Origin of the sequence: Pseudogulbenkiania ferrooxidans 2002, from assembly GCF_000174355.1 — a bacterium.
Taxonomy (GTDB): domain Bacteria; phylum Pseudomonadota; class Gammaproteobacteria; order Burkholderiales; family Chromobacteriaceae; genus Pseudogulbenkiania; species Pseudogulbenkiania ferrooxidans.
This window is the reverse complement of sequence record NZ_ACIS01000001.1, coordinates 427,495-450,953: the sequence shown is the minus strand read 5'-3', so window position 1 is coordinate 450,953 and position 23,459 is coordinate 427,495. Positions and strand designations below refer to the sequence as shown.

General features: G+C 58.9%; 23 protein-coding genes, 1 tRNA gene and 1 pseudogene. 10 read left to right on the top strand and 15 right to left on the bottom strand.

Annotated features, from left to right (window positions below):
* Positions 1–102 precede the first annotated feature (102 nt).
* The 3 genes from ffh to purB all read left to right on the top strand — a co-directional run bounded on the left by ffh (position 103) and on the right by purB (position 3,828).
* Positions 103–1,461: a signal recognition particle protein gene (ffh, locus tag FURADRAFT_RS02210; protein WP_008952470.1), complete on the top strand. Its 1,359-nt coding sequence runs from the start codon at positions 103–105 to the stop codon at positions 1,459–1,461.
* Between the two features lie 24 nt (positions 1,462–1,485).
* Positions 1,486–2,385 (top strand): ATP-grasp domain-containing protein, encoded by a 900-nt coding sequence (locus FURADRAFT_RS02205; RefSeq protein ID WP_008952469.1) that lies wholly within the window; start codon positions 1,486–1,488, stop codon positions 2,383–2,385.
* 72 nt (positions 2,386–2,457) lie between these two features.
* Positions 2,458–3,828, top strand: coding sequence for an adenylosuccinate lyase (purB, locus tag FURADRAFT_RS02200; RefSeq protein WP_008952468.1), 1,371 nt, complete (start codon positions 2,458–2,460; stop codon positions 3,826–3,828).
* A gap of 216 nt (positions 3,829–4,044) precedes the next feature.
* Here the strand turns inward: purB and FURADRAFT_RS02195 are convergent.
* From FURADRAFT_RS02195 to FURADRAFT_RS02170, 6 genes are all read right to left on the bottom strand, one after another.
* Positions 4,045–4,121: transfer RNA gene (locus FURADRAFT_RS02195), tRNA-Met, on the bottom strand.
* A gap of 68 nt (positions 4,122–4,189) precedes the next feature.
* Positions 4,190–5,011 (bottom strand): undecaprenyl-diphosphate phosphatase, encoded by an 822-nt coding sequence (locus FURADRAFT_RS02190; protein ID WP_008952467.1) that lies wholly within the window; start codon positions 5,009–5,011, stop codon positions 4,190–4,192.
* Between the two features lie 83 nt (positions 5,012–5,094).
* Positions 5,095–5,709 carry a thiol:disulfide interchange protein DsbA/DsbL gene (locus FURADRAFT_RS02185; RefSeq protein ID WP_008952466.1) on the bottom strand — a complete coding sequence of 205 codons (615 nt, stop codon included), beginning with the start codon at positions 5,707–5,709 and terminating at the stop codon, positions 5,095–5,097.
* A gap of 18 nt (positions 5,710–5,727) precedes the next feature.
* Positions 5,728–6,456 (bottom strand): SPOR domain-containing protein, encoded by a 729-nt coding sequence (locus FURADRAFT_RS02180; protein WP_008952465.1) that lies wholly within the window; start codon positions 6,454–6,456, stop codon positions 5,728–5,730.
* A gap of 64 nt (positions 6,457–6,520) precedes the next feature.
* Positions 6,521–8,023 (bottom strand): YifB family Mg chelatase-like AAA ATPase, encoded by a 1,503-nt coding sequence (locus FURADRAFT_RS02175; RefSeq protein ID WP_008952464.1) that lies wholly within the window; start codon positions 8,021–8,023, stop codon positions 6,521–6,523.
* 10 nt (positions 8,024–8,033) lie between these two features.
* The gene (locus tag FURADRAFT_RS02170; RefSeq protein ID WP_008952463.1) at positions 8,034–8,321 is read right to left on the bottom strand and encodes an accessory factor UbiK family protein; all 288 of its coding nucleotides are present in this window, start codon (positions 8,319–8,321) and stop codon (positions 8,034–8,036) included.
* A 271-nt stretch (positions 8,322–8,592) separates the two neighbouring features.
* On the opposite strand from FURADRAFT_RS02170, the gene glnK reads away from it, so the two are divergent.
* Both glnK and FURADRAFT_RS02160 read left to right on the top strand, forming a co-directional pair.
* Positions 8,593–8,931 carry a P-II family nitrogen regulator gene (gene glnK, locus FURADRAFT_RS02165; protein WP_008952462.1) on the top strand — a complete coding sequence of 113 codons (339 nt, stop codon included), beginning with the start codon at positions 8,593–8,595 and terminating at the stop codon, positions 8,929–8,931.
* A 31-nt stretch (positions 8,932–8,962) separates the two neighbouring features.
* Positions 8,963–10,267, top strand: a complete 1,305-nt coding sequence (locus FURADRAFT_RS02160) for an ammonium transporter (RefSeq protein WP_008952461.1) — start codon at positions 8,963–8,965, stop codon at positions 10,265–10,267.
* A gap of 147 nt (positions 10,268–10,414) precedes the next feature.
* On the opposite strand, the gene FURADRAFT_RS02155 is transcribed toward FURADRAFT_RS02160, so the two are convergent.
* The 9 genes from FURADRAFT_RS02155 to FURADRAFT_RS02115 form a co-directional block, all read right to left on the bottom strand.
* Positions 10,415–10,858: a ClpXP protease specificity-enhancing factor gene (locus FURADRAFT_RS02155; RefSeq protein ID WP_008952460.1), complete on the bottom strand. Its 444-nt coding sequence runs from the start codon at positions 10,856–10,858 to the stop codon at positions 10,415–10,417.
* An 8-nt stretch (positions 10,859–10,866) separates the two neighbouring features.
* Complete coding sequence (locus FURADRAFT_RS02150) at positions 10,867–11,469, bottom strand: glutathione S-transferase N-terminal domain-containing protein (RefSeq protein WP_040652169.1); 603 nt, start codon at positions 11,467–11,469, stop codon at positions 10,867–10,869.
* Between the two features lie 146 nt (positions 11,470–11,615).
* Complete coding sequence (locus FURADRAFT_RS02145; RefSeq protein WP_008952458.1) at positions 11,616–12,377, bottom strand: cytochrome c1; 762 nt, start codon at positions 12,375–12,377, stop codon at positions 11,616–11,618.
* A gap of 17 nt (positions 12,378–12,394) precedes the next feature.
* A complete protein-coding gene (locus tag FURADRAFT_RS02140; protein ID WP_008952457.1) occupies positions 12,395–13,714 on the bottom strand; it encodes a cytochrome b in 1,320 nt (439 codons plus the stop codon).
* A 14-nt stretch (positions 13,715–13,728) separates the two neighbouring features.
* Positions 13,729–14,313: a ubiquinol-cytochrome c reductase iron-sulfur subunit gene (petA, locus tag FURADRAFT_RS02135; protein WP_008952456.1), complete on the bottom strand. Its 585-nt coding sequence runs from the start codon at positions 14,311–14,313 to the stop codon at positions 13,729–13,731.
* A gap of 115 nt (positions 14,314–14,428) precedes the next feature.
* Positions 14,429–15,175: a Nif3-like dinuclear metal center hexameric protein gene (locus tag FURADRAFT_RS02130; protein WP_008952455.1), complete on the bottom strand. Its 747-nt coding sequence runs from the start codon at positions 15,173–15,175 to the stop codon at positions 14,429–14,431.
* 175 nt (positions 15,176–15,350) lie between these two features.
* Complete coding sequence (gene groL / locus FURADRAFT_RS02125; RefSeq protein WP_008952454.1) at positions 15,351–16,988, bottom strand: chaperonin GroEL; 1,638 nt, start codon at positions 16,986–16,988, stop codon at positions 15,351–15,353.
* Between the two features lie 44 nt (positions 16,989–17,032).
* Positions 17,033–17,320 carry a co-chaperone GroES gene (gene groES, locus FURADRAFT_RS02120; RefSeq protein WP_008952453.1) on the bottom strand — a complete coding sequence of 96 codons (288 nt, stop codon included), beginning with the start codon at positions 17,318–17,320 and terminating at the stop codon, positions 17,033–17,035.
* Positions 17,321–17,468: 148 nt separating this feature from the next.
* Positions 17,469–18,611: an MraY family glycosyltransferase gene (locus FURADRAFT_RS02115; protein ID WP_040652166.1), complete on the bottom strand. Its 1,143-nt coding sequence runs from the start codon at positions 18,609–18,611 to the stop codon at positions 17,469–17,471.
* 283 nt (positions 18,612–18,894) lie between these two features.
* Here FURADRAFT_RS02115 and rfbB point away from each other — a divergent pair.
* The 5 genes and pseudogenes from rfbB to gmd all read left to right on the top strand — a co-directional run bounded on the left by rfbB (position 18,895) and on the right by gmd (position 23,441).
* Positions 18,895–19,958 (top strand): annotated as a pseudogene (rfbB, locus tag FURADRAFT_RS02110) (dTDP-glucose 4,6-dehydratase).
* The gene (gene rfbD, locus FURADRAFT_RS02105; RefSeq protein WP_008952448.1) at positions 19,955–20,845 is read left to right on the top strand and encodes a dTDP-4-dehydrorhamnose reductase; all 891 of its coding nucleotides are present in this window, start codon (positions 19,955–19,957) and stop codon (positions 20,843–20,845) included. The pseudogene rfbB and the gene rfbD overlap by 4 nt, the downstream one beginning before the upstream one ends.
* Positions 20,846–20,862: 17 nt before the next feature.
* Positions 20,863–21,747, top strand: a complete 885-nt coding sequence (gene rfbA / locus FURADRAFT_RS02100; protein ID WP_008952447.1) for a glucose-1-phosphate thymidylyltransferase RfbA — start codon at positions 20,863–20,865, stop codon at positions 21,745–21,747.
* Positions 21,744–22,289: a dTDP-4-dehydrorhamnose 3,5-epimerase gene (gene rfbC / locus FURADRAFT_RS02095; protein ID WP_008952446.1), complete on the top strand. Its 546-nt coding sequence runs from the start codon at positions 21,744–21,746 to the stop codon at positions 22,287–22,289. Before rfbA ends, rfbC begins: the two co-directional genes overlap by 4 nt.
* Positions 22,290–22,319: 30 nt before the next feature.
* The gene (gene gmd, locus FURADRAFT_RS02090; protein WP_008952445.1) at positions 22,320–23,441 is read left to right on the top strand and encodes a GDP-mannose 4,6-dehydratase; all 1,122 of its coding nucleotides are present in this window, start codon (positions 22,320–22,322) and stop codon (positions 23,439–23,441) included.
* The last annotated feature ends 18 nt before the right edge of the window (positions 23,442–23,459 follow it).

The window sequence follows — 23,459 nt, the reverse complement described above, 5'->3', positions numbered from 1 at the left end:
ATTGCACTCGTGAACCGGGCGCAAGCCCGGTGGGTCGTGTAAAATAGACAATTTGAAAGTCTACACCAAGCTGCCCATCGTTGGCAGGCAGAAGGACGCCCCATGCTTGATAACCTTACCAACCGCCTGTCCGGCGTCATCAAGAACCTGCGCGGCCAGGCACGCCTGACCGACGCCAACATCCAGGATGCGATGCGCGAAGTGCGCATGGCCCTGCTGGAGGCCGATGTCGCCCTGCCGGTGGTGAAAACCTTCATCAGCCATGTCAAGGAGCGCGCACTCGGCCAGGAGGTAATGGGCAGTCTGACCCCCGGGCAGGCGCTGGTCGGCGTGGTCAATGAAGAGCTGACCAAGCTCATGGGCGAAAAGAACGACGCGCTGAACCTAGCCGCCGTTCCGCCCGCCATCGTCCTGATGGCCGGCCTGCAAGGTGCCGGTAAAACCACCACTGTCGGCAAGCTCGCCAAACTGCTGAAGGAAACGCAGAAGAAGAAGGTTCTGGTGGTCTCGGCCGACGTGTACCGCCCGGCAGCGATCGAGCAGCTCAAGACCCTGGCCGGGCAGATCGGCGTGGAGTGGTTCCCCTCCGACGGCACGCAAAAGCCGGTGGAGATCGCCCGTGCCGCAGTCGACCACGCCAAGCGCCACTTCTTCGACGTGCTGATGGTGGATACCGCCGGTCGCCTGGCGATCGACGATGCCATGATGCAGGAGATCAAGGCCCTGCACGCCTCGCTCAATCCGATCGAAACCCTGTTCGTGGTCGACGCCATGCAGGGCCAGGATGCCGTCAACACCGCACAGGCCTTCAACGAGGCGCTGCCGCTGACCGGCGTGATCCTGACCAAGATGGACGGCGACGCCCGCGGCGGTGCAGCCCTCTCGGTACGCCACGTCACCGGCAAACCGATTAAGTTCATCGGCGTCGGCGAGAAGCTCACCGGCCTCGAGCCCTTCCACCCCGAGCGTATGGCCAGCCGTATTCTCGGCATGGGCGACGTGCTCAGCCTGATCGAGGAAGTCCAGAAAGGCATTGATCAGGACGAAGCCGCCAAGATGGCCAAGAAGCTCAAGTCGGGCAAGGGTTTCGACCTTGAGGACTTCAAGGCGCAGATGCAGCAGATGAAGAACATGGGCGGCATGGCCAACCTGCTGGAAAAAATGCCCGGCCAGCTCGGCCAGATGGCCAAGGGCGTGCAGGGCGCCGAAGCCGAAAAATCGATGCGCCGTATCGAGGGCATCATCAACTCGATGACCCCGGAAGAGCGCCGCAAGCCGGAGTTGCTCAAGGCGAGCCGCAAGCGTCGTATCGCCGCAGGCTCCGGTGTCACGGTGCAGGAAGTCAACCGCCTGCTGAACCAGTTCGAGCAGACCCAGAAGATGATGAAGCAGTTCTCCTCCAAGGGCGGCCTGATGAAAATGATGCGCGGCATGAAGGGCATGCTGCCCGGTGGCATGTAAACGCCGCAGAACATGGAACCCGCCATGCATTACGACGTTGTCGTCCTGACCGAAAGCCGCTACCTCGCCCCCAACGAGGCCGACTGGTACACCCGCCAGGTACACACCGAAGACAATCTGGTACTGCAAGCCCTGGAAAGACAGGGGCTCGCCGTTGCCCGCCACGACTGGGCCGACTCCGCGATGGACTGGACGCAGACGCGTTCCGCCCTACTGCGCACCACCTGGGACTACTTCGACCGCTACGCCGAATTCAGCGCCTGGCTTTCACGTGCCAGCGCCCAGACCCGGCTGTTCAACGAGGCCGGCCTGATCCGCTGGAACATCGACAAGCACTACCTCGGCACACTGGCAGAAAAAGACATCAACATCGTCCCGACGCTCTACATTGAAAAGGGCGATAGACGTTCCCTGCTCAGCATTGTCGAGAGCAGCGGCTGGGACGAGCTGATCCTGAAGCCGGTGATCTCGGGGGCAGCACGGCATACTTATCGTTTCCACCATACCGACACCCCGGCGCTGGAATGCAGCTACGGGGAGCTGATCGAGCAGGAAGCGATGATGCTGCAGCCGTTCCAGCACGATGTACTGGCACAGGGGGAAACCTCCCTGATGATCATCGACGGCCGCTTTACCCACGCCATCCGCAAGACGCCCAAGAGCGGCGACTTCCGGGTGCAGGACGACCATGGCGGCCAGGTGCACGACTACACGCCGAGCCAGGAGGAGATCACCTTCGCCGAAGCGGCCGTCGCCGCGGTGCCGTTCGACGTGCTCTACGCCCGCGTCGACCTCATCCGCGATAACGACGGCCAGCTGGCCGTGATGGAACTGGAAATGATCGAGCCGGAGCTGTTCTTCCGCTTTCACCCGGAAGCCGCCGACCGGCTGGCTGAAGGCGTGGCACGCCGCCTGCGCGCCTAACCTTCGGCCAACCTTTTACTTTTGTACTGAAACCGCCGGGCAACCGGCACATACGTTTGGAAATACCTCGTCATGAATCTGACCACGTTGACCGCCCTGAGCCCCCTGGATGGCCGCTACGCCAATCAGGCAGAACCGCTGCGCTCCCTGTTCTCCGAGTACGGCCTGATGAAATTCCGCATCAAGGTGGAGCTGGAGTGGCTGAAAATGCTGGCCGCCGAACCGGGCATCGAAGAGGTCAAGCCGTTCTCCGACGCCACCCTGCGCGAAATCGACGACGTCATCGCCAACTTCAATGTCGAGCACGGCGAAGAGATCAAGGCCATCGAGGCTCGCACCAACCATGACGTGAAGGCCATCGAATACTGGCTGAAAGAGCGCCTGTCGGGCAACCCGGAAGTGATGGCAGCCAGCGAATTCATCCACTTCGCCTGCACCTCGGAAGACATCAACAACCTGTCGCACGCCCTGATGCTGAAGACGGCGCGCAACACCGTGGTGCTGCCGGCCCTCGACAGCGTCATCCAGCGCCTGCAGAACCTGGCACACGAACTGGCCGCCGTGCCGATGATGAGCCGCACCCACGGTCAGCCGGCCACACCGTCGACCATGGGTAAAGAACTGGCCAACGTGGTCTATCGTCTGAGCCGCCAACGCGAACAACTCGTCAAGCAGGAAATCCTGGGCAAGATCAACGGCGCCGTCGGCAACTACAACGCCCACCAGGTGGCCTATCCGAACGTCGACTGGGAAAGCCTGTGCGGTCGCTTCGTGACCGGCCTCGGCCTCACCTTCAACCCCTACACCATCCAGATCGAGCCGCACGACTACATGGCCGAGCTCTATCAGACCATGGGCCGCGTCAACACCATTCTGATCGACCTCAATCGCGACGTATGGGGCTACATTTCGCTGGGCTTCTTCAAGCAGAAGGTCAAGAAGGACGAAGTGGGCAGCTCGACCATGCCGCACAAGGTCAACCCGATCGACTTCGAAAACGCCGAAGGCAACCTCGGCATGGCCAACGCCGTACTCGGCTTCATGGCCGAGAAGCTGCCTATCTCGCGCTGGCAGCGCGACCTGACGGACTCCACGGTCCTGCGCAATATGGGTGTCGGCTTCGGCTACACCCTGCTCGGCTTCAACGCCTGCCTGCGCGGCTTGAACAAGCTGGAAATCAACCCGGCCGCACTGGCCGCCGACCTCGACTCCAGCTGGGAACTGCTGGCTGAGCCGATTCAGACCGTAATGCGCCGCTATGGCATCGCCAATCCGTACGAGCAGCTCAAGGAGCTGACGCGCGGCAAGGACGGCATCACCCGCGACACCCTGTCCGCCTTCATCAAGGGCTTGGATATCCCCGAGCAGGAGAAAACCCGCCTGCTGGAACTGACCCCGGCCAGCTATATCGGCAAGGCAGTGGAACTGGCCAAGCGCATCTAAATCGCCCGCCCCCAAAAAAACACGTCACTCTTCGGGTGACGTGTTTTTTTATGCGCAAGCATCCGCGCTGGCTAAATTGAAAAGCCAAGCCGGCGGAGGGACCCACAAGAATTCAGGAAGCGTCGCGACGGAAATCGCACGTTATGCGGCGTACACCGATATGGGGCACGTTGGATAGCAAAAAGCCAGAACATGATGTTCTGGCTTTTCTAAACTTGGTTGCGGGGGCAGGATTTGAACCTACGACCTTCGGGTTATGAGCCCGACGAGCTACCAGACTGCTCCACCCCGCGTCTGAAGAAATGCATCTTACCGTCTCGCAGAACCCGCGTCAAGCTTTTATGAGCAAAAAAGGGATGGCTTACGCCGCCCAGTCCACCCAACCCATTTTCCAGGTCAGCAGGATCAGCACACCGAAGCCAATACGGTACCAGGCGAAAGCATTGAAGTTATGGCCCGAGACATAGCGGATCAGCCCGCGTACCGCCAGAAACGCACTGAAGAAGGCCGCCACAAAACCTACGGCAAAGACTGGGGCATCACTCAAGGCGAACAGTGCACGATGTTTGTACACATCGTAAATAGTTGCCGCGAACATGGTTGGAACCGCCAGAAAGAAGGAAAACTCGGTGGCCACCTTCCGGTCGAGGCCAAACAACATACCGCCAATGATGGTGGCACCAGAACGCGAGGTTCCCGGAATCAGGGCAAACACCTGAGCCAGCCCCACCTTGAGGGCATCCCTCCCCGTCATGGCCTCGACGCTATGCACCTGGGCACGACGATCCTTGCGCTCGACCAACAAGATCACCAGGCCACCAATAATAAACGCCAACGCCACGCTCACCGCGTTGAACAGGTAGAGCTTGATGACCTTGATAAACAGAAAGCCGATGATGGCAGCGGGCAAAAAGGCCAGCAGCAAATTGAACACAAAGCGCTGGGCCGAAGCGTCACGTCCCAGATTTTCCGCCACGCCGGTGAAACGAGCCCGGTATTCCCAGACCACCGCCAAAATGGCCGCCAGCTGGATCACCACCTCGAAGACCGCGCTGGTCTCGCTATGGAAATTGATCAGGTCACCCGCCACGATCAGGTGGCCAGTACTCGAAATCGGCAGAAACTCCGTCAGGCCTTCCACGACCCCCATCAGTAAAGCCTTGGCTAGCAGCAGCACGTCCACGGTACAACCTTTCCATTGTCGTTATTAGGCAAAAACAAAGGCAGCCAGGCTGCCTTTGTTCGATTAATGCAAACTTAACTACCTTATTTCTTCGCTTCCCGCTGCGCCTTGACGATCAACTCATCCACCACCTGCAGCAAGCGGGCTGGCTCGGCCGCCATCGTCGCGTACTTGCCGGCCACCACGATGGTCGGCGTCCCTTCGATACCGTAGTCTCGGGTGATCTTGCTGGCACGGGCCACCTGGGCATTGATGCCGAAGGACTTATACGTTGCCATGAAAGTCTTGGTGTCGATCCCTGGCTGGGTCGCCAGCCACTTGCTCATCTCCGTCTCGTCGGCCAGATTGATCTTTTTCTCCACCATGGCGCTCAGCGCCGGGGCATGCAGCCTGTCCAGCGTCCGGGTGGCATTGAAGGTCGCGAACAAACGAGCCAGACCCTCCATCTGCTTGTTCCAGACAATCTGCTCACGACGGAAGCTGACGTTGGCCGGCAGCTTCTTGCTCCACGCCGTCAAAGCCGGGTCAAGATGAAAACAATGGATGCAGTGGTAGGAAAAGAACTCGATGACCTCCACCTTGCCCGGCGTTGCCACTGGCTGCGGATTGGCCAATACCGTGTAATCCTTGCCCTGCTCAATCGCCGCATTGGCCCAGGCACTAAACAGCATCAGCCCGGCAAGCAACCACTTTTTCATATCATCCCCTTGTCGAAATCAATTACCGCCCTTGACCACAGCTCCGGTCAGGCCATCCTGCTTGAGTTGAGCACGCACCCGGTCCAGATCTTCTTGCCGTGTAAACGGACCGACGCGGACACGGTGCACCAGACCTTTGTCGGGCAGATTGACCGACTGTATCGAGGCTTCGACACCCAGCATGGCCAAACGGGCCTTCAGGTTATCCGCCTCGTCTTCATTCTGGAATGCACCTACTTGCAAATAAGACTTAGGAACAGCTGCAGAGGCGGAAGGTTCCCCGCCCTTGGCGTGCTTCCCCCCCTCACCCGGAACAGCATCAAGCTGCCCCGGCAGAATCTTGTAAAAATCGAAACGTTGCTCATCCTGGCTTTTGGCCGGGGCGGTCGGCTTGGCGGCCGGCGGGGCCACGGGAGCCGGGGAAGTCGCCGGAATCGCCGGTGCGGTAGCCGGTGTCGCCGGCGCCGATGACGGTGCGACAGGCAACTCGGCTATCTTGCTTCCAGGCGACAGCAAGGTCGGCTCGGGCACCTGGGCGGCAGGCTTCGGTGTCGACTTCGTTGCCGTAGCAAAGGGCGTCGCTGAACGATTGAGATACATGGCCAAGCCGATGGCGACGGCCACCCCGACGATCAGCCCAATGACGATACCCGCCATCAGACCACCACCACCACTGCGCGCGGCTCCCGACGAGTTGCGGCGCGAAGAGGAAGAACGTGAAGAATGTTTCAAATCAATATTACCCATGGGCGCTAGCTTGCATCATGCAATCGCCACATTATCCAATAATTAAGACGGGCCGGGGAAAAGCTCAGCTATTTGGCAGCCCGGCACGTCGCAGTTGTACCGCCTGCAACACTTCCTGGCGCGATATCCGTTCCGCGCCCTTCAAGTCGGCAATGGTTCGAGCCACACGCAGAATCCGATGATAGCTGCGAGCGGAAAGGTGCAGCCGCTCGACCGCCTGAAGCAGGGTCTGCTGCGCCGACGCTTCGACCAACCCATGCCGATCCAGCTCGGCCCCGGAAAGGTCCGCATTCGCCTTCCCCTGCCGCGCCAACTGGATCCGGCGCGCCGAAATCACCCTCTCGCGCACCGCCGCACTCGTTTCGCCTTGCCCCTGGCCTGATAGCTCGTCCGGCGACAGGGTCGGCATCTCGATATGCATGTCGATCCGGTCCAGCAAAGGGCCGGAGATTTTACCGCGATAACGCGCGACCTGCTCCGGCGTGCACTGGCAGCGCCCGGAACGGTGCCCGAGATAACCGCAGGGGCAGGGATTCATTGCCGCCACGAGCTGAAATCGGGCTGGAAACGTCGCCTGGCGGGCCGCACGGGAGATATGGATCACGCCATTCTCCAAAGGTTCACGCAGGACCTCCAGCACGCGGCGATCAAACTCCGGCAATTCGTCCAGGAACAGCACCCCACGGTGCGCCAGGCTGACCTCTCCCGGACGTGGCTCGGAGCCGCCTCCCACCATGGCCACGGCCGAAGCGGTATGGTGAGGTGCTCTGAATGGCCTGGCGCGCCAGGCCTCGGCAGAGAACCCTTGCGATCCGAGTGACTGAACCGCCGCCGCCTCCAGTGCCTCGTCATCCTGCATCGGCGGCAGCAGCCCGGGCAAACGGCTGGCCAGCATCGACTTCCCTGTTCCCGGAGGACCAATCAGCAGCAAGCTGTGGCCGCCCGCGGCGGCGATCTCCAGCGCCCCGCGCGCCGCCCCCTGTCCTTTGACATCGGCCAGATCGGGATAGCCGATAGTGGTGCGTACACTCTCCGCCTGCGCGCGTGGCAAGAGCTGCAAGCCATTGAGATGGGCACAAACCTCCAGCAGCGTCGCCGCCGAATACACCGTGGCATCGGCGACCAAGGCGGCCTCGGTGGCGCTTTGCGGCGGTAACACAAAGGCACGCCCGGCACGCCGGGCATGACAGGTCATCGCCAAACCGCCTCGGACAGCTCGCAGTTGGCCGCTCAGCGCCAGTTCGCCGGCGAATTCATAGCGGCTAAGCGCTTCACCCTTCACCTGTCCGGACGCCACCAGAATGCCAAGCGCGATCGGCAAATCGAAGCGCCCCGAATCTTTGGGCAAATCGGCGGGAGCCAGATTCACTGTGATCTTCCGCGCAGGGAAGGTAAACCCCGAGGTCAGGATCGCGGCCCGGACCCGGTCGCGACTTTCCTTTACCTCGGTGTCGGGCAGACCCACGATGGCGAACGCCGGCAGGCCATTGGCCATGTGCACCTCGACAGAGACCTCGGAAGCCTCCATGCCGGACAAGGCCCGGCTATGAACGATGGCCAGCGTCATCGGCTAGAAATCAGGAATGACCCAGCGTAGCCTGGGTATCGACCTGCTCTGCTGCCTTATCGGGGAACACCGCCGCTTCCAGAGTGGCCAGGCGAGCCTCCAACCGCTCTAGCTTTTCTCGAGTACGCAGCAAAACCTCCTGCTGGACGTCGAATTCCTCGCGGGTAACCAGGTCCAGGCGCGAGAAGGTCGACGCCATCATGGCTTTGACATTCTTCTCGACATCCTTCACCGGGCTGGCCGCGATGGTGTCACTGATCTTGGTGGTGATTTCTTCAAACAACTTCTGGCTCAGCATCTGGGGCCTCCTTGACTTCGTCATGTTGCACAGGCTTGAGTGTAGCAAAAAGGATTTGCCGCTGCAGCGCCGGGCAGCCGCACAGCATTGGTGCAGTCGCCGAACGCCAATCGCGCCAAGACGGTGCCAAGGCGTAGCGGATGCCCGCTTTCAGGCCGTGACGGTGCCGTCATTGCGCTATATGAGGTGAACGACATGCTCTGGCACGAAACCTGCTTAATCACAGCACAGCAGTAAAAAAACGATTCGGATCCGTCAGAAAGGAATGCACATGAAACTGGTCACAGCGATTATCAAGCCGTTCAAGCTTGACGAAGTGCGTGAAGGCCTCTCGTCCATCGGTGTTCAAGGCATTACCGTGACCGAGGTGAAAGGCTTCGGACGCCAGAAAGGCCATACCGAGCTGTATCGCGGCGCAGAGTACGTCGTCGACTTCTTGCCTAAAGTGAAACTGGAAATCGCCATTGACGATGCCCTGCTGGACCAGGTGGTGGAAGCCATCGAAAAGTCCGCCCGGACCGGCAAGATCGGCGATGGCAAGATCTTCGTGTTCGACCTGCAGCAAGTCGTCCGCATTCGTACCGGCGAAACCGGTGCCGATGCCGTCTAAATTCCATAACGGGAACTGAAGGGGAATGCCAATGAAAAGGAATATGGCCACACTGGGCGCTCTCGCCCTCGTCTCCTCCCTGCCGGCACTGGCCGCAGGCGAACCGACCCTGGTTGCCACCTCCACCATCAGTGGTGGCGATACGGCCTGGATGATGACCTCGACGGCACTGGTGCTGTTCATGACCATCCCGGGTCTTGCCCTGTTCTATGGCGGCATGGTCCGCAAGAAGAACGTACTGGCGACGCTGATGCAGAGCTTCGCGATCTGTGCTCTGATGACCGTGCTGTGGACCGTCATTGGCTACAGCCTGACCTTCTCCCCCGGCAATTCCCTGATCGGCGGTTTCGATCGTGTCCTGATGGAAGGCCTGACTTATCTGAAGGATGGCGGCAAACTGACCGTCCACCCGCTGGCCCCGACCATTCCGGAACCGGTCTTCATGATGTTCCAGATGACCTTCTTCATCATCACTCCGGCCCTGATTACCGGTGCCTTTGCTGAACGGATGAAGTTTTCCGCCATGATGGTGTTCATGGCCCTGTGGTCGCTGCTGGTCTACGTACCAGTTGCACACTGGGTATGGGCACCGGGCGGCTGGATGGCCGATAAAGGCGTCCTCGACTTTGCGGGCGGCACCGTAGTACACATTAACGCCGGTGTCGCCGGCCTGGTGGCAGCCCTGGTTCTGGGCAAGCGCGTCGGCTTCGGCAAGGAAGCGATGGCCCCGCATAACCTGGTGCTGACCCTGATTGGCGCCTCCATGCTATGGGTGGGCTGGTTCGGCTTCAACGCCGGCTCCGCCGCCGCAGCCGATGGCCGCGCCGGCATGGCGATGATGGTGACCCAGATCGCGACCGGCATGGCGGCACTGGCCTGGATGGGCGCCGAGTGGATTGCCAAGGGCAAGCCGTCGGTGCTGGGTATCGCCTCCGGCGCCGTGGCCGGCCTGGTGGCCATCACCCCGGCCGCCGGCTTCGTGGATGCCAAGGGTGCGCTGGCCATCGGCCTCATCGCCGGCCTCGTGTGCTACTGGGGCGCAACCGGCCTGAAACACGCCCTGAAATATGACGATTCGCTCGATGCCTTCGGCGTACACGGTGTTGGCGGTATCGTCGGCGCCCTGCTCACCGGCGTGTTCGCGGTGAAGGATATCGGCGGCGTTGATGGCAGCCTCGCCACCCAGGCGCTCGGCGTGGTGGTCACCGCGGCCTACTGTGGCGTTGCCAGCTTTGTGCTGCTGAAGCTTATCGACGTGGTCATCGGTCTGCGAGTCACCGATGAAGAAGAGCGCGAGGGGCTGGATGTGGTGCTCCACGGCGAACGCGTGGAGTAACACAAGAGATCATTAAGTTGTCTTGTTGTGGTAAGGGACTTAGGGGCGCTTCGGCGCCCCATTTTTTTGCCGGCATTCTGGCGCGCCGAAGAAACGACCAAACAAAAAGCCAGCATCGAGCTGGCTTTTGGCTTGGGGAGAGACACCCTACTTGACGACGCGCAGGCTGGGTCGGCCGGATGGGCGCGGCGCTGGCTCAGCCTCCGATACCGTGCCTTCCCCCGGTCCTTCGACCGGTTTCAAGGCAGGAGCCGATTCGGACACATCTTCCTCCGCCGGAGGAGCTTCGACTTCGAACCCCATCCCCTCCCCGGTTTCCCGGGCAAAGATGGACATGACGTTGGCGACCGGAACCCAGATCTCGCGAGCAACGCCGCCGAAGCGAGCCGAGAACGAGATCCAGTCGTTGTCGATCTTGAGCGCCTGGCAAGCGGTCGGGGAGATATTGAGCACGATTTCGTTATTCTTGACGAATTCGCGCGGCACCGAGGTCTGGTCGGTGACCCACACCACGATATAAGGTGTGTGACCATTATCGGTGCACCACTCGTGCAGAGCGCGGATCAGGTAAGGCTTGGTAGACGAACTCATCACTGCCCTTACTTGCGCATGGCCTTTTCGGACGGGGTCAGCGAGTCGATGAAGGACTGGCGCTGGAAGATCCGTTCGGCGTACTTGAGAATCGGCGCAGCGCTCTTGCCGAGGTCGATATTGTAGTGTTCAAGGCGCCACATCAACGGAGCGATGGCCACGTCGATCATCGAGAACTCGTCGCCCAGCATAAACTTCTGCTTGGCGAAGATCGGTGCGATCATGATCAGGCCGTCGCGAATCGCCTCGCGCGCCTTGGTCGCTTCTTTACCGGTGGCACCGGCTTCCAGCGTCTTGACGTGGCAGAACAGCTCCTGCTCGAAGCGGAACAGGAACAGGCGAGCACGCGCGCGCATCACCGGATCAGCCGGCATCAGTTGCGGGTGCGGGAAGCGCTCGTCGATGTATTCGTTGATGATGTTCGATTCGTGCAGGATCAGATCACGCTCGACCAAGACCGGCACCTCGTTGTACGGGTTCATCACCGCGAGATCTTCGGGTTTGTTGTGGACGTCCACATCGATGATCTCGAAATCCATCCCTTTTTCATACAATACGATGCGGCAACGCTGGCTGAACGGGCAGGTGATACCGGAGTACAAGGTCATCATGGCTAAAAGCGCATCCTTCTGATTGGCAACAATAGTGGAGTTTACCATTTTGCCGCCACGCTTTTCCAGTTTTAGCCATTAAGCCCCTGTTTGAAAAAGAAAAAGGGCGGGATTTACCCGCCCTTGTCTTCGGCCAACCTTCAGACTCAGTGAATGTCTTTCCAGTATTCCTTCTTCAGGAAGTAGGCCAGTGGCAGCAGCAGCAGGCCCAGGAACATCAGCACGACGTAGCCGATCTGGTGGCGCTTCACCTGGGCCGGTTCGCCCATGTACACCAGATAGTTGGTCAGATCGGCCATGCGGCGGTCGAATTCGACGGTATTGGCCTTGCCGTTTTCCAGCTTGGTCATGGTACCGGCCTTGACCAACTCGAGCTGATGCTCTTCGTGGCCGCCCTCGCCCTTGACCGTCTTCAGCACCTGATCACCCTGCCACTGCCAGAACACATGCGGCATGCCGACTTTGTCGAATACCAGGTTGTTCCAGCCGGTGGGACGCGTGTCGTCACGGTAGAAACCGCGCAGGTAGGCGTACAGGTAGTCGGCACCGCGCGAGCGTGCGATCACCGACAGGTCCGGCGGCGCAGCGCCGAGCCAGACCTTGGCATCCTTCTTGCCCATGGCGATGCTCATGGTGTCACCCACCTTGGCGTCCGGCGGCAGCAGGTTTTCCTTGATCTGGTCTTCGGTCAGACCGATATCCGCCAGACGGTTGTAACGCATGGCGTTGGCCGAATGGCAGGACAAGCAGTAGTTGGTAAACAGCTGCGCGCCGCGCTGCAGCGACTCGGTATCATGGATATCGATCGGAGCCTTTTCCAGCGCAGGGCCCCCTTCGGAGGCCACGGCAGCCCCCAGCGGCAGCATGAACGCAGCAGCGGCGATCAGATGACGGATTTTGGTTTTCATATTGTCCATCCCCCTCGTTACACGTTCATGGCAAACAGCGCTGCACCGACCACGGTGACGGCAACCAGCACCAGGAAGCGCAGCTGGCGCTTGGCGTTGGTCTCGGTCACGCGGCTCGGAACCGGCTCACTGCCGACATCGTTCTTGGTATAGATCGGCATGCCCAGGAAGAAGGCGAAGTAGATCGCAGACAGGATCTGGGCAATCACGGTGCGGGTATTGGTGGACGGCATGGCCCCCAGGATACCCAGGCCGATAAAGGCGATGATGAACAGGACCAGCATGAACTTGAACTTCGGACCGCGGTAGCGGATCGATTTCACCGGCGATTTGTCCAGCCACGGCAGGAAGGCGATCAGCACCACGGCCGCCCCCATGCCCAGCACACCCCACACCTGGGTGCCCAGGAAGGACGGAATGGCGCGCAGAATGGCGTAGAACGGCGTGAAGTACCATACCGGTGCGATGTGCGGCGGGGTCTTCAGCGGGTCGGCCGGGTCGAAGTTCGGGTGCTCGAGGAAGAAGCCACCCATTTCCGGCATGAAGAACACGATGGCCGAGAACACGATCAGGAACACGGCAACGCCCAGTACATCCTTGACGGTGTAGTACGGGTGGAACGGGATGCCGTCGAGCGGAATGCCGGTCTTCGGGTCCTTGTTCTTCTTGATTTCGACGCCATCGGGGTTGTTGGAACCCACTTCGTGCAGCGCCACCAGGTGGGCCACCACCAGTGCCAGCAGCACCAGCGGAACCGCGATTACATGCAGCGCGAAGAAGCGGTTCAGGGTGGCGTCGGACACCACGTAGTCACCACGGATCCATACCGACAGATCCGGGCCAATGACCGGGATCGAACCGAACAGGTTCACGATCACCTGGGCGCCCCAGAACGACATCTGGCCCCACGGCAGCAGGTAACCCATGAAGGCTTCGGCCATCAGGCACAGGAAGATCAAGGTGCCGAACACCCAGATCAGTTCACGCGGCTGCTTGTACGAACCGTAGATCAGGCCGCGGAACATGTGCAGATAGACCACGATGAAGAACATCGAGGCGCCGGTGGAGTGCATGTAACGGATGATCCAGCCCCCGGCCACGTCGCGCATGATGTACTCGACGGACAGGAAGGCCGTCGCGGCATCCGGCTTGTAGTTCATGGTGAGGAAGATGCCGGTGACGATCTGGATCACCAGTACCAGCATCGCCAGGCTGCCGAAGAAGTACCAGAAGTTGAAGTTCTTGGGCGCGTAGTACTCGGTGATGTGCGCCTTCATGGTGGATGACAGCGGGAAGCGCTCGTCGATCCAGTTCAGGATGCTTTGTCCTTTGCTCATTTTTCGCCCTCAGCTTATTTGTCGGCGCCAATCAATAGGCGGCTATCGGACAGATACTTGTGCGGCGGGATTTCCAGGTTCTTCGGTGCCGGCACCCCTTTGAAAACCCGTGCCGCCAGGTCGAACTTCGAGCCATGACAGGGGCAATAGAAACCGCCAAGCCATTCCGGGCCGAGGTCGGCCGGAGCGAGGTCGGGACGGAACGTCGGCGAACAGCCCAGGTGGGTACAGATGCCCACCGCCACCAAGAGTTCCGGCTTGATCGAACGGTATTCGTTCTTGCAGTATTCCGGCTGCTGCTCGACTTCCGACTTGGGATCGACCAGCTTGTCGTCGTTCTTGGCGAGGTTCTTCACCATCTCCGGAGTACGCGACAACACCCACACCGGCTTACCGCGCCATTCGACGTTGATCTTCTGGCCCGGCTCCAGCTTGCCGATCTCGACCTCGACCGGCGCACCGGCAGCCTTGGCCCTCTCGGACGGGAAGAAACTCATCAGAAACGGCGTTGCCACCCCGGCTACCGCCACACCACCAACCGCGCTGGTTGCTACCGTCAGGAAACGACGGCGCCCCGCATCGACGTGTTGCTCACTCATTACAGTCATCCTCAAACGTGGAAACCGAGCTCAAATCCTGCCGATTTTACCCGAATACCCACATGGACTTGAAGGGCGGATGCAAATTAATTACCGAAGTTCCCTTTGACCTAGATCAGACAGGATTAGGGATATCGGCAAAAACCACACTAACTTCATGATTATTGGAGAGCCACCCCCCCAGAGCCTGGATGCCATAACGCTCCGTCGCGTGATGTCCCGCGGCAACAAACGCTACGCCATATTCGAGCGCCATATGATGCTGCTGCTCCGACACCTCTCCAGTGACGAAAACGTCCACTCCCAGCGCAATGGCATCGGCAAAATACCCCTGTGCCCCCCCCGTGCACCAGGCCACGCGGCGCACCTCTTTATCCGGGTTCCCCAGCAGCAACGCCTCACGCCCCAGGTGCGTACCGATAGCACGGGCAAAATTGTCGGCCCGCTGCGGCTGTGGCACGGCACCGAACCATAGCAGGCCCTGATCGCCGGACTGACCCTCAACCTGCCAACCCAGCTCCTTGGCGAGCTGTGCGTTATTACCCAGTTCCAGATGGGCATCGAGCGGCAAGTGGTAGGCCAACAGGCTGATATCGTGTGCCAGCAGGGTCTGCAGCCGACGCTTCTTGATGCCGACCAGACGTGGGTCTTCGTTCTTCCAGAAATAGCCGTGATGCACCAGGATGGCATCGGCCTGCTTCGAGATGGCCGCTTCGAGCAACGCCTGCGACGCGGTCACCCCCGTAACGATGGTACGCACCTCGGCCCTGCCCTCCACCTGTAGTCCGTTGGGGGCATAATCCTTGAAACGCCAGGGCTCCAGTTGCGCGTCGAGTACGCGCTGCAATTCGCTCAGTTGCATGAATCTCTCCCGATGATCGATGGGCGGATTGTGCCAGAAAGCGGGCGCCCAGATGACCTTCGGCCAACCTTGCCAAGGTTGGCCGAAGAAAAAGAAAAACCCCGCAAAGTTTGCGGGGTTTTTCGGCAGGTCGGCACAATGCGCTTCGCAGCGATTGCGCCCTAACCTGGTTGGCTTACATCATGCCGTCCATGCCCATGCCGCCCATGCCGCCCAACGGAGCAGCCGGCTTGTCTTCCGGCAGTTCGGCGATCATGCAGTCGGTGGTCAGCATCAGACCGGAAACCGAAGCCGCGTGTTGCAGAGCGGTACGGGTCACCTTAGCCGGATCCAACACACCCATCTCGATCATGTCACCGTACTCGCCGCTGGCAGCGTTGTAACCGAAGTTACCCTTGCCTTCCAGCACCTTGTTCACAACTACCGACGGCTCGTCGCCGGCGTTCTGAACGATCTGGCGCAGCGGGGCTTCGATAGCCTTCAGCACGATCTTGACGCCGGCGTCCTGATCGACGTTGTCGGTCACCAGCGACTCCAGGGTAGCGCGGGCGCGCAGGATGGCGACGCCACCACCAGGCACCACGCCCTCTTCCACGGCAGCGCGGGTAGCGTGCAGCGCGTCTTCGACACGGGCCTTCTTCTCTTTCATTTCCACTTCGGTGGCAGCACCAACCTTGATCACGGCAACGCCGCCGGCCAGCTTGGCCACGCGCTCTTGCAGTTTTTCACGGTCGTAATCGGAAGTGGCTTCTTCGATCTGGCGGCGGATTTCGCCAACGCGGGCCTGGATGGCAGCGTGCTCACCCACACCATCGATGATGATGGTGTTTTCCTTGCCCACTTCGATACGCTTGGCTTGGCCCAGCATGTCGAGGGTGACTTTCTCCAGGGTCAGACCCACCTCTTCGGCGATCACGGTACCGCCGGTCAGGGTAGCGATGTCCTGCAGCATGGCCTTGCGGCGGTCACCGAAGCCCGGAGCCTTGACGGCCACCACTTTCAGGATGCCGCGGATGGTGTTCACCACCAGCGTGGCCAGCGCTTCGCCTTCCACGTCTTCTGCAATGATCAGCAGCGGACGGCTAGCCTTGGCAACTTGCTCCAGCACCGGCAGCAGGTCACGGATGTTGGAAATTTTCTTGTCGAACAGCAGCACGAACGGGTTGTCCAGTGCGGCGATCTGTTTTTCCTGGTTGTTGATGAAGTACGGGGACAGGTAACCGCGGTCGAACTGCATGCCTTCCACCACGTCCAGCTCGTTGCTCAGCGACTTGCCGTCTTCAACGGTGATCACGCCTTCCTTGCCCACTTTTTCCATGGCGTCGGCGATGATCTGGCCGATGTCCAGGTCGGAGTTGGCGGAGATCGAACCCACCTGGGCGATTTCCTTGGAGGTGGTGCACGGCTTGGCGATCTTGGCCAGCTCGCCGACCAGGGCCACCACGGCCTTGTCGATGCCGCGCTTCAGGTCCATCGGGTTCATGCCGGCGGCAACGAACTTCATGCCTTCCTGCACGATGGCCTGCGCCAGCACGGTTGCGGTGGTGGTACCGTCACCGGCCACGTCGGAGGTCTTGGAAGCCACTTCCTTGACCATCTGGGCGCCCATGTTCTCGAACTTGTCCTTCAGTTCGATTTCCTTGGCGACGGACACGCCGTCCTTGGTGATGGTCGGCGCGCCGAAGGAGCGATCCAACACCACGTTGCGGCCTTTCGGGCCCAGGGTCACTTTAACGGCGTCGGCCAGAATGTTGACACCGTTGACCATCTTGGCACGAGCGGAATCACCGAATTTTACGTCTTTAGCAGCCATTCTTTACTTCTCCAGAATCTGATTCAGTCGGTTGTGGGGACGGATTACTCAACGATGCCCATAACGTCTTCCTCGCGCATCACGAGGACTTCATCGCCGTCGACCTTAACGGTCTGGCCGGAATACTTGCCGAAGATCACCTTGTCGCCGACCTTCAGTTCCAGCGGACGGCGCTCGCCGTTTTCCAGAATCTTACCGTTACCCACGGCGATCACTTCGCCCATGTCCGGCTTCTCGGCAGCCGCACCCGGCAGAACGATACCGGAAGCCGTCTTTTCTTCCGCCTCGAGGCGCTTGATTACAACACGGTCGTGCAAAGGACGAATTGCCATTGTTCTCTCCTGTTAGCAGTGGCTGGTGAGAATGAAAAATCAATCAAATCAGCAAATTGGCCCGGCGCATTAGCACTCGGGGCTTGCGAGTGCTAATGATAGGGACGGGTAAAGGGGTTTTCAAGAGAGGGAGTAGTCAAAAAAATTTCTATCGATTTTGCTTATACGATAGCGCCGTCACCCTCTCCTTACTGAGAGCGGGGCGGTAAAGCACCATCCAGCGCGGAGACCTGAACCGGATGATCATGCGATACAGGTACAGGTAGGTCAGCACGAACAAGCACACACACCCCATCAAGGCTGGAGTGTTGTTCCAGAACAGCATGGCCGGAGCGACCGACAAGGACGACAATGCCCACAGGTAGGGTGATGTCATGCTGTTACGTCGAGTCATGTGACGCGCCTCTTTCGAGCCAACCATCCAGCGCACCAAGCGCTTGTAGACCAGCATGTGCAGATGCAAACCATCCGGCATACCCGGCGACATGCCACGCAGGAATTTCTTGCGATAGATGGAAAACAGCGTTTCGAATACGGGATAGATCACCAGCAGCAACGGGAACCATGGCGATACCTGAGGGTGCCTTGCCACCAGCAACACCGACAGTTCGGCAATCAGGAAGCCTATCAGATAGGCCCCGCCATCGCCGGCAAAGATCATCCCGCGGGGGAAGTTCCATACCAGAAAGCCCAGCACCGCCCCCGTTGCTGCAAAGCACAGCCCCATGATTTGCGGGTCACTGACCTTGAATGCGACATAGGCCAGCGCCATGAAGATGAAGACTGACACCATCCCGGCCAAACCGTTATAGCCATCGATGATATTAATCGCGTGCGCCACGCCACCGACGGCGAACACGGTGAACAACAGCGAAATAGCCCAGTGATAGTGCAAAAGCCGATCCACCCCGGGCACATCAAGACGTGACAAACCCGCGTTCAGCAACCAGAACCCCATGGCTGCAGCTACAAAAGTAGCTAGCAGACGCGGCAAGGGGCCAACCTGCTTGGTCAGATCTTCGGCCAACCCTGCGACAAAAGCGGGCAGCCCGGCGACGAGAAGCACCAAGCTCAAATACTCCCTCGTCAACATGGAGAGAATCAGTGATCCTGCAGCAATCCCCGCCATAACCGGTACACCGCCGATGCGCGGCACAGGTGCGGCATGGAATTTCTGCACCCCGCCCAAGTCATGATCAGCGGAGAAGCGATCGTGGAGATGACGGAAACGGACCAGAAGGACTCCAATAACGAAGGAGCAAAAAAGAGCCCCTAGAAGGATGAGAAGCATACCAAACTCGATCGGGTTATTGAGAACTGAGGCAATCCACCCCCTACATAGCAATGGATGGCAGATTGTTGATTCTATCAATCAAATACAGCGCCAAGAAACTTCGCCCTCTGTCAGATCATGCAAAAAGAGTAAAAATCGTAGGCTGAACGAGTAGAGCACACCATGATTCCGTGCGAAAATTCGCGGTTCATCACTGTGTTAACATTTGTAAACACAGCTTTTTTTATTGTGAAAACACTGGCATGGTCAGACCAAGCCAAACTCGAAGAATGCAGCATCTATGATTCTGGTAACAGGCGGTGCCGGCTTTATCGGCAGCAACTTCGTACTCGACTGGCTGGCTGGCTCAGAGGAGCCGGTACTCAACCTCGACAAGCTGACCTATGCTGGCAACCTCGATACGCTTGCTTCACTGAAGGACGACTCACGCCATGTCTTCGTACGCGGCGATATCGGCGATCGCGAACTTCTCGCGCACCTGCTGACCGAGCACCGGCCGCGCGCCGTGATCAACTTTGCCGCTGAGTCGCACGTCGACCGCTCTATCAGTGGGCCAGGCGAGTTCATCCAAACCAACGTGGTCGGCACGTTCAACCTGCTCGAAGCTGTCCGAGGCTACTGGAATGATCTGAAGGTGGCAGACAAGCAATCGTTCCGCTTCCTGCACGTTTCCACAGACGAAGTGTATGGCACGCTATTGCCCGGTGATTCACCTTTCACCGAAACCCACCCCTATGAACCAAATAGCCCATACTCGGCAAGCAAGGCAGCCAGCGATCACTCGTGCGCGCCTGGCACCATACCTACGGTCTGCCGGTACTAACGACGAACTGCAGCAACAACTATGGCCCGTATCACTTCCCGGAAAAGCTGATCCCTCTGGTCATCCTCAACGCGCTGGCCGGCAAGCCGCTGCCGATCTACGGCGACGGGCAGCAGGTACGCGACTGGCTGTACGTCAAGGATCATTGCAGCGCCATCCGCCGAGTGTTGGAAGCCGGCAGACTCGGTCAAACCTATAACGTCGGTGGCTGGAACGAGAAGCCCAACCTCGAGGTCGTCCACACCATTTGCGCCATTCTGGACGAACTACAACCGCACGCCGACGGCGAGTCGTACACGGGCCAGATCAGCTTCGTGCAGGACCGCCCCGGACACGACCGTCGTTACGCCATCGATGCCCGTAAACTGGAACGTGAACTGGGCTGGAAGCCCGCCGAAACCTTTGAGACAGGCATCCGCAAGACGGTGCAGTGGTATCTCGACAACCAAACTTGGGTCGATAACGTCACCAGCGGTACCTATCGCAACTGGGTCGCGCAGCAGTATGGAGCGGCAGCATGAGCCGTATCCTGATCACGGGCTCCAACGGTCAGGTGGGTTTCGAACTGAAACATGCGCTGGCGCCCTTGGGAGAAGTCATTGCCCTGACCCGACAAGAGATGGACTTGGCCGACCCTGCCAGCATTCTAGCGGCACTGAATCGTTACCAGCCCGCTATCATTGTCAACCCGGCAGCGTACACCGCGGTCGACAAGGCCGAGACGGAGGTTGAGCTGGCCATGGCCATCAATGCCAAGGCACCAGGCGTGATGGCCGAATGGGCCGAGCAGCACGATGCCCTGCTGATTCATTACTCGACCGACTACGTGTTTGATGGCAACAAAGACGGGGCCTATTGCGAAGACGATACGGCCAACCCGCAGTCGGTCTATGGGCGTAGCAAGTGGGAAGGAGAGCAGGCCATTCGCACTTGTACAGCCCATCACCTGATCCTGCGCACCAGTTGGGTGGTCGGCGCCCATGGCGGTAATTTCCTCAAGACGATCCTGAGGTTGGCGCACGAGCGCGATAGCCTCAACGTGGTGGTGGACCAGATCGGTGCCCCGACCCCAGCCGCCCTGATTGCCGACATCACGGCGCAGCTCATCAGCTGCTATCGGTTGCCGACAGACCAATTTAACTATGGCACGTATCATCTGACGGCCAGCGGCGAGACCAGCTGGTACGACTACGCGCGTTTCGTGGTACGCCTGGCCGAACAGCAGCGTTGCCCACTCCGGCTCGCTGCGAGCGCCATCCGTCCGATTTCGACATCTGACTATCCGCTGCCGGCGCCTCGTCCGGCCAACTCGCGACTGGACTGTAGCAAGCTGTCCCATCACTTCGGGCTGGCGCTGCCGCACTGGCAGCAAGGCGTCGCTCACGTGGTTTCGCAGCTTTACAAATAAGACGAAAGACGCAAAGCATGAAACGCAAAGGCATCATTCTCGCCGGTGGCTCCGGTACCCGCCTGTACCCCGCTACCCTGGCAGTCAGCAAGCAGCTCTTGCCGATCTACGACAAGCCGATGATCTACTACCCGCTGGCCACGCTGATGCTGGCGGGTATCCGCGACATTCTGATCATTTCCACTCCACAGGATACCCCGCGATTCGAACAACTGCTCGGCGACGGTAGCCAGTGGGGCATCAACCTGCAGTACACCGTACAGCCCAGTCCGGATGGCCTGGCCCAAGCATTTATCCTCGGCGAATCGTTCATTGCCGGTGACCCGTCGGCTCTGGTACTCGGCGACAACATCTTCTATGGCCACGACTTTGCCAAAGTGCTGCAGGATGCCGCCAGGAAGGACGCCGGGGCCAGCGTCTTCGCCCACCATGTGAACGACCCGGAACGCTACGGCGTGGTCGAATTCGATGCTGCCGGCAAAGCAATTAGCATCGAAGAAAAACCAGCTCAGCCGAAGTCGAATTACGCCGTGACCGGCCTGTATTTCTACGACCAGCAAGTAGTCGACATCGCCAAATCCATCAAGCCCTCGACACGCGGCGAACTGGAGATCACCGACGTCAATGCCGTGTACCTGAAAGAAGGGCTGCTGGATGTACAGACCATGGGCCGTGGCTACGCCTGGCTCGACACCGGCACTCATGAATCGATGCTGGAGGCCAGCAAGTTCATCGCCACCATCGAAGCGCGTCAGGGGCTGAAAGTCGCCTGCCCGGAAGAAGTCGCCTATCGCCTTGGCCATATCGATGCCGCACAGCTTGAAAAGCTGGCCGAACCGCTGAAAAAGAACGGCTACGGTCAGTATTTGCTCAGCGTACTCAAGGAGAGGGTGTTCTGTTGAAGGTCATCGATACCGCCATCCCCGACGTCAAGATCATCGAACCCCAAGTCTTCGGTGACGAGCGCGGCTTTTTTTACGAGAGTTTCAACCATAAGCAATTCGAGGAAGCCATCGGCCAGCAGGTAAAATTCGTCCAGGACAACCATTCGCGCTCGGTTAAAGGCGTACTGCGCGGGCTGCATTACCAGTTGCCGCCCCATGCCCAAGCAAAGCTGGTGCGCTGTGCGGTGGGCGAAGTGTTCGACGTGGCAGTGGACATTCGCAAGTCATCTCCTACCTTCGGCCAGTGGGTCGGAGTAAACCTGTCGGCGGAGAACAAACGGCAGTTGTGGATTCCGGAGGGGTTTGCTCATGGCTTTCTCACCCTGTCCAAGGTAGCCGAATTTTTATATAAGACTACGGATTACTACGCCCCTGAAAGTGAACGGTGTATAAATTGGAATGATCAAAACCTTTCTATAAAATGGCCAACTGGTTTTGATCCGACCTTATCCAAAAAGGATAATAATGGACTCGCTTTTACAGATCAAATTATTTTCTGATAAAGCTTTAAAATATTAGCTAGGAAACGCATGAAAAAGAAAGCACTTATAACTGGCATTACTGGTCAAGATGGATCTTATCTTGCTGAATTTCTATTAGAAAAAGGCTATGAGGTCCATGGCATCAAACGCAGAGCATCTTCTTTCAATACGCAGCGTATCGACCATATTTTTCAAGACCCCCATGTCGAGAATGCACGCTTAAAATTGCATTATGGCGATCTGACTGATTCCTCCAACCTAACCCGTATCATACAAGAGGTGCAACCGGACGAAGTATATAATTTGGGAGCACAATCACATGTAGCAGTGAGTTTTGAATCGCCAGAGTACACCGCTGATGTGGATGCAATGGGAACTTTGCGACTTCTGGAGGCAATCCGCTTCTTGGGGCAGGAAAAGAGAACCCGCTTTTATCAAGCGTCTACATCCGAATTGTACGGTTTGGTGCAGGAGACCCCCCAGCGCGAAACCACCCCATTTTACCCGCGCAGCCCCTATGCCGTTGCCAAGATGTATGCCTACTGGATCACCGTAAACTACCGTGAAGCCTATGGTATGTATGCCTGTAATGGCATCTTGTTTAACCACGAGTCGCCACGTCGTGGCGAAACCTTTGTTACTCGCAAAATTACTCGCGGCTTGGCTAACATTGCCCAAGGATTGGAACCATGCTTACATATGGGCAATATGGATGCGTTGCGCGACTGGGGGCATGCCCGCGATTACATTAAAATGCAATGGTTGATGTTACAACAAGATCAACCGGATGATTTCGTGATCGCCACTGGGGTGCAATATAGCGTACGCGATTTTATCCGCATGGCAGCCGCAGAACTAGGGTTGACCCTGAATTTCGTGGGACATGGCGTAGAGGAAAAGGCGGTTGTAGCCGCGATTGAAGGTGATAAGTCTCCGGCGCTAAAAATCGGCGATATAGTGGTTGCCGTCGATCCGCGCTATTTCCGCCCCGCCGAAGTCGAAACGCTGCTGGGCGACCCATCGAAAGCCAAAGAAAAACTGGGCTGGGTACCCGAAACGACACTGGCAGAGATGGTGAAAGAGATGGTGGCCTACGATCTGGAGCAGGCCAAACGGCATGCACTGCTCAAGACTCATGGTTTCGAAGTACCGGTGAGCAGCGAACGATAGTTTTCACGCTGAATTGAT

Coding starts and splice junctions, on each gene's coding strand:
- FURADRAFT_RS02205 (WP_008952469.1), top strand. CDS start 1,486: ATGCATTACGACGTTGTCGTCCTGACCGAAAGCCGCTACCTCGCCCCC.
- rfbA (WP_008952447.1), top strand. CDS start 20,863: ATGAAACGCAAAGGCATCATTCTCGCCGGTGGCTCCGGTACCCGCCTG.
- FURADRAFT_RS02130 (WP_008952455.1), bottom strand. CDS start 15,175: ATGCAACTGAGCGAATTGCAGCGCGTACTCGACGCGCAACTGGAGCCC.
- FURADRAFT_RS02145 (WP_008952458.1), bottom strand. CDS start 12,377: ATGAAAACCAAAATCCGTCATCTGATCGCCGCTGCTGCGTTCATGCTG.
- ffh (WP_008952470.1), top strand. CDS start 103: ATGCTTGATAACCTTACCAACCGCCTGTCCGGCGTCATCAAGAACCTG.
- FURADRAFT_RS02150 (WP_040652169.1), bottom strand. CDS start 11,469: ATGATGACCTTGTACTCCGGTATCACCTGCCCGTTCAGCCAGCGTTGC.
- rfbD (WP_008952448.1), top strand. CDS start 19,955: ATGAGCCGTATCCTGATCACGGGCTCCAACGGTCAGGTGGGTTTCGAA.
- groES (WP_008952453.1), bottom strand. CDS start 17,320: ATGGCAATTCGTCCTTTGCACGACCGTGTTGTAATCAAGCGCCTCGAG.
- groL (WP_008952454.1), bottom strand. CDS start 16,988: ATGGCTGCTAAAGACGTAAAATTCGGTGATTCCGCTCGTGCCAAGATG.
- gmd (WP_008952445.1), top strand. CDS start 22,320: ATGAAAAAGAAAGCACTTATAACTGGCATTACTGGTCAAGATGGATCT.
- FURADRAFT_RS02175 (WP_008952464.1), bottom strand. CDS start 8,023: ATGACGCTGGCCATCGTTCATAGCCGGGCCTTGTCCGGCATGGAGGCT.
- FURADRAFT_RS02185 (WP_008952466.1), bottom strand. CDS start 5,709: ATGAAAAAGTGGTTGCTTGCCGGGCTGATGCTGTTTAGTGCCTGGGCC.
- petA (WP_008952456.1), bottom strand. CDS start 14,313: ATGAGTGAGCAACACGTCGATGCGGGGCGCCGTCGTTTCCTGACGGTA.
- FURADRAFT_RS02160 (WP_008952461.1), top strand. CDS start 8,963: ATGAAAAGGAATATGGCCACACTGGGCGCTCTCGCCCTCGTCTCCTCC.
- FURADRAFT_RS02155 (WP_008952460.1), bottom strand. CDS start 10,858: ATGAGTTCGTCTACCAAGCCTTACCTGATCCGCGCTCTGCACGAGTGG.
- purB (WP_008952468.1), top strand. CDS start 2,458: ATGAATCTGACCACGTTGACCGCCCTGAGCCCCCTGGATGGCCGCTAC.
- FURADRAFT_RS02140 (WP_008952457.1), bottom strand. CDS start 13,714: ATGAGCAAAGGACAAAGCATCCTGAACTGGATCGACGAGCGCTTCCCG.
- FURADRAFT_RS02180 (WP_008952465.1), bottom strand. CDS start 6,456: ATGGGTAATATTGATTTGAAACATTCTTCACGTTCTTCCTCTTCGCGC.
- glnK (WP_008952462.1), top strand. CDS start 8,593: ATGAAACTGGTCACAGCGATTATCAAGCCGTTCAAGCTTGACGAAGTG.
- FURADRAFT_RS02115 (WP_040652166.1), bottom strand. CDS start 18,611: ATGCTTCTCATCCTTCTAGGGGCTCTTTTTTGCTCCTTCGTTATTGGA.
- FURADRAFT_RS02170 (WP_008952463.1), bottom strand. CDS start 8,321: ATGCTGAGCCAGAAGTTGTTTGAAGAAATCACCACCAAGATCAGTGAC.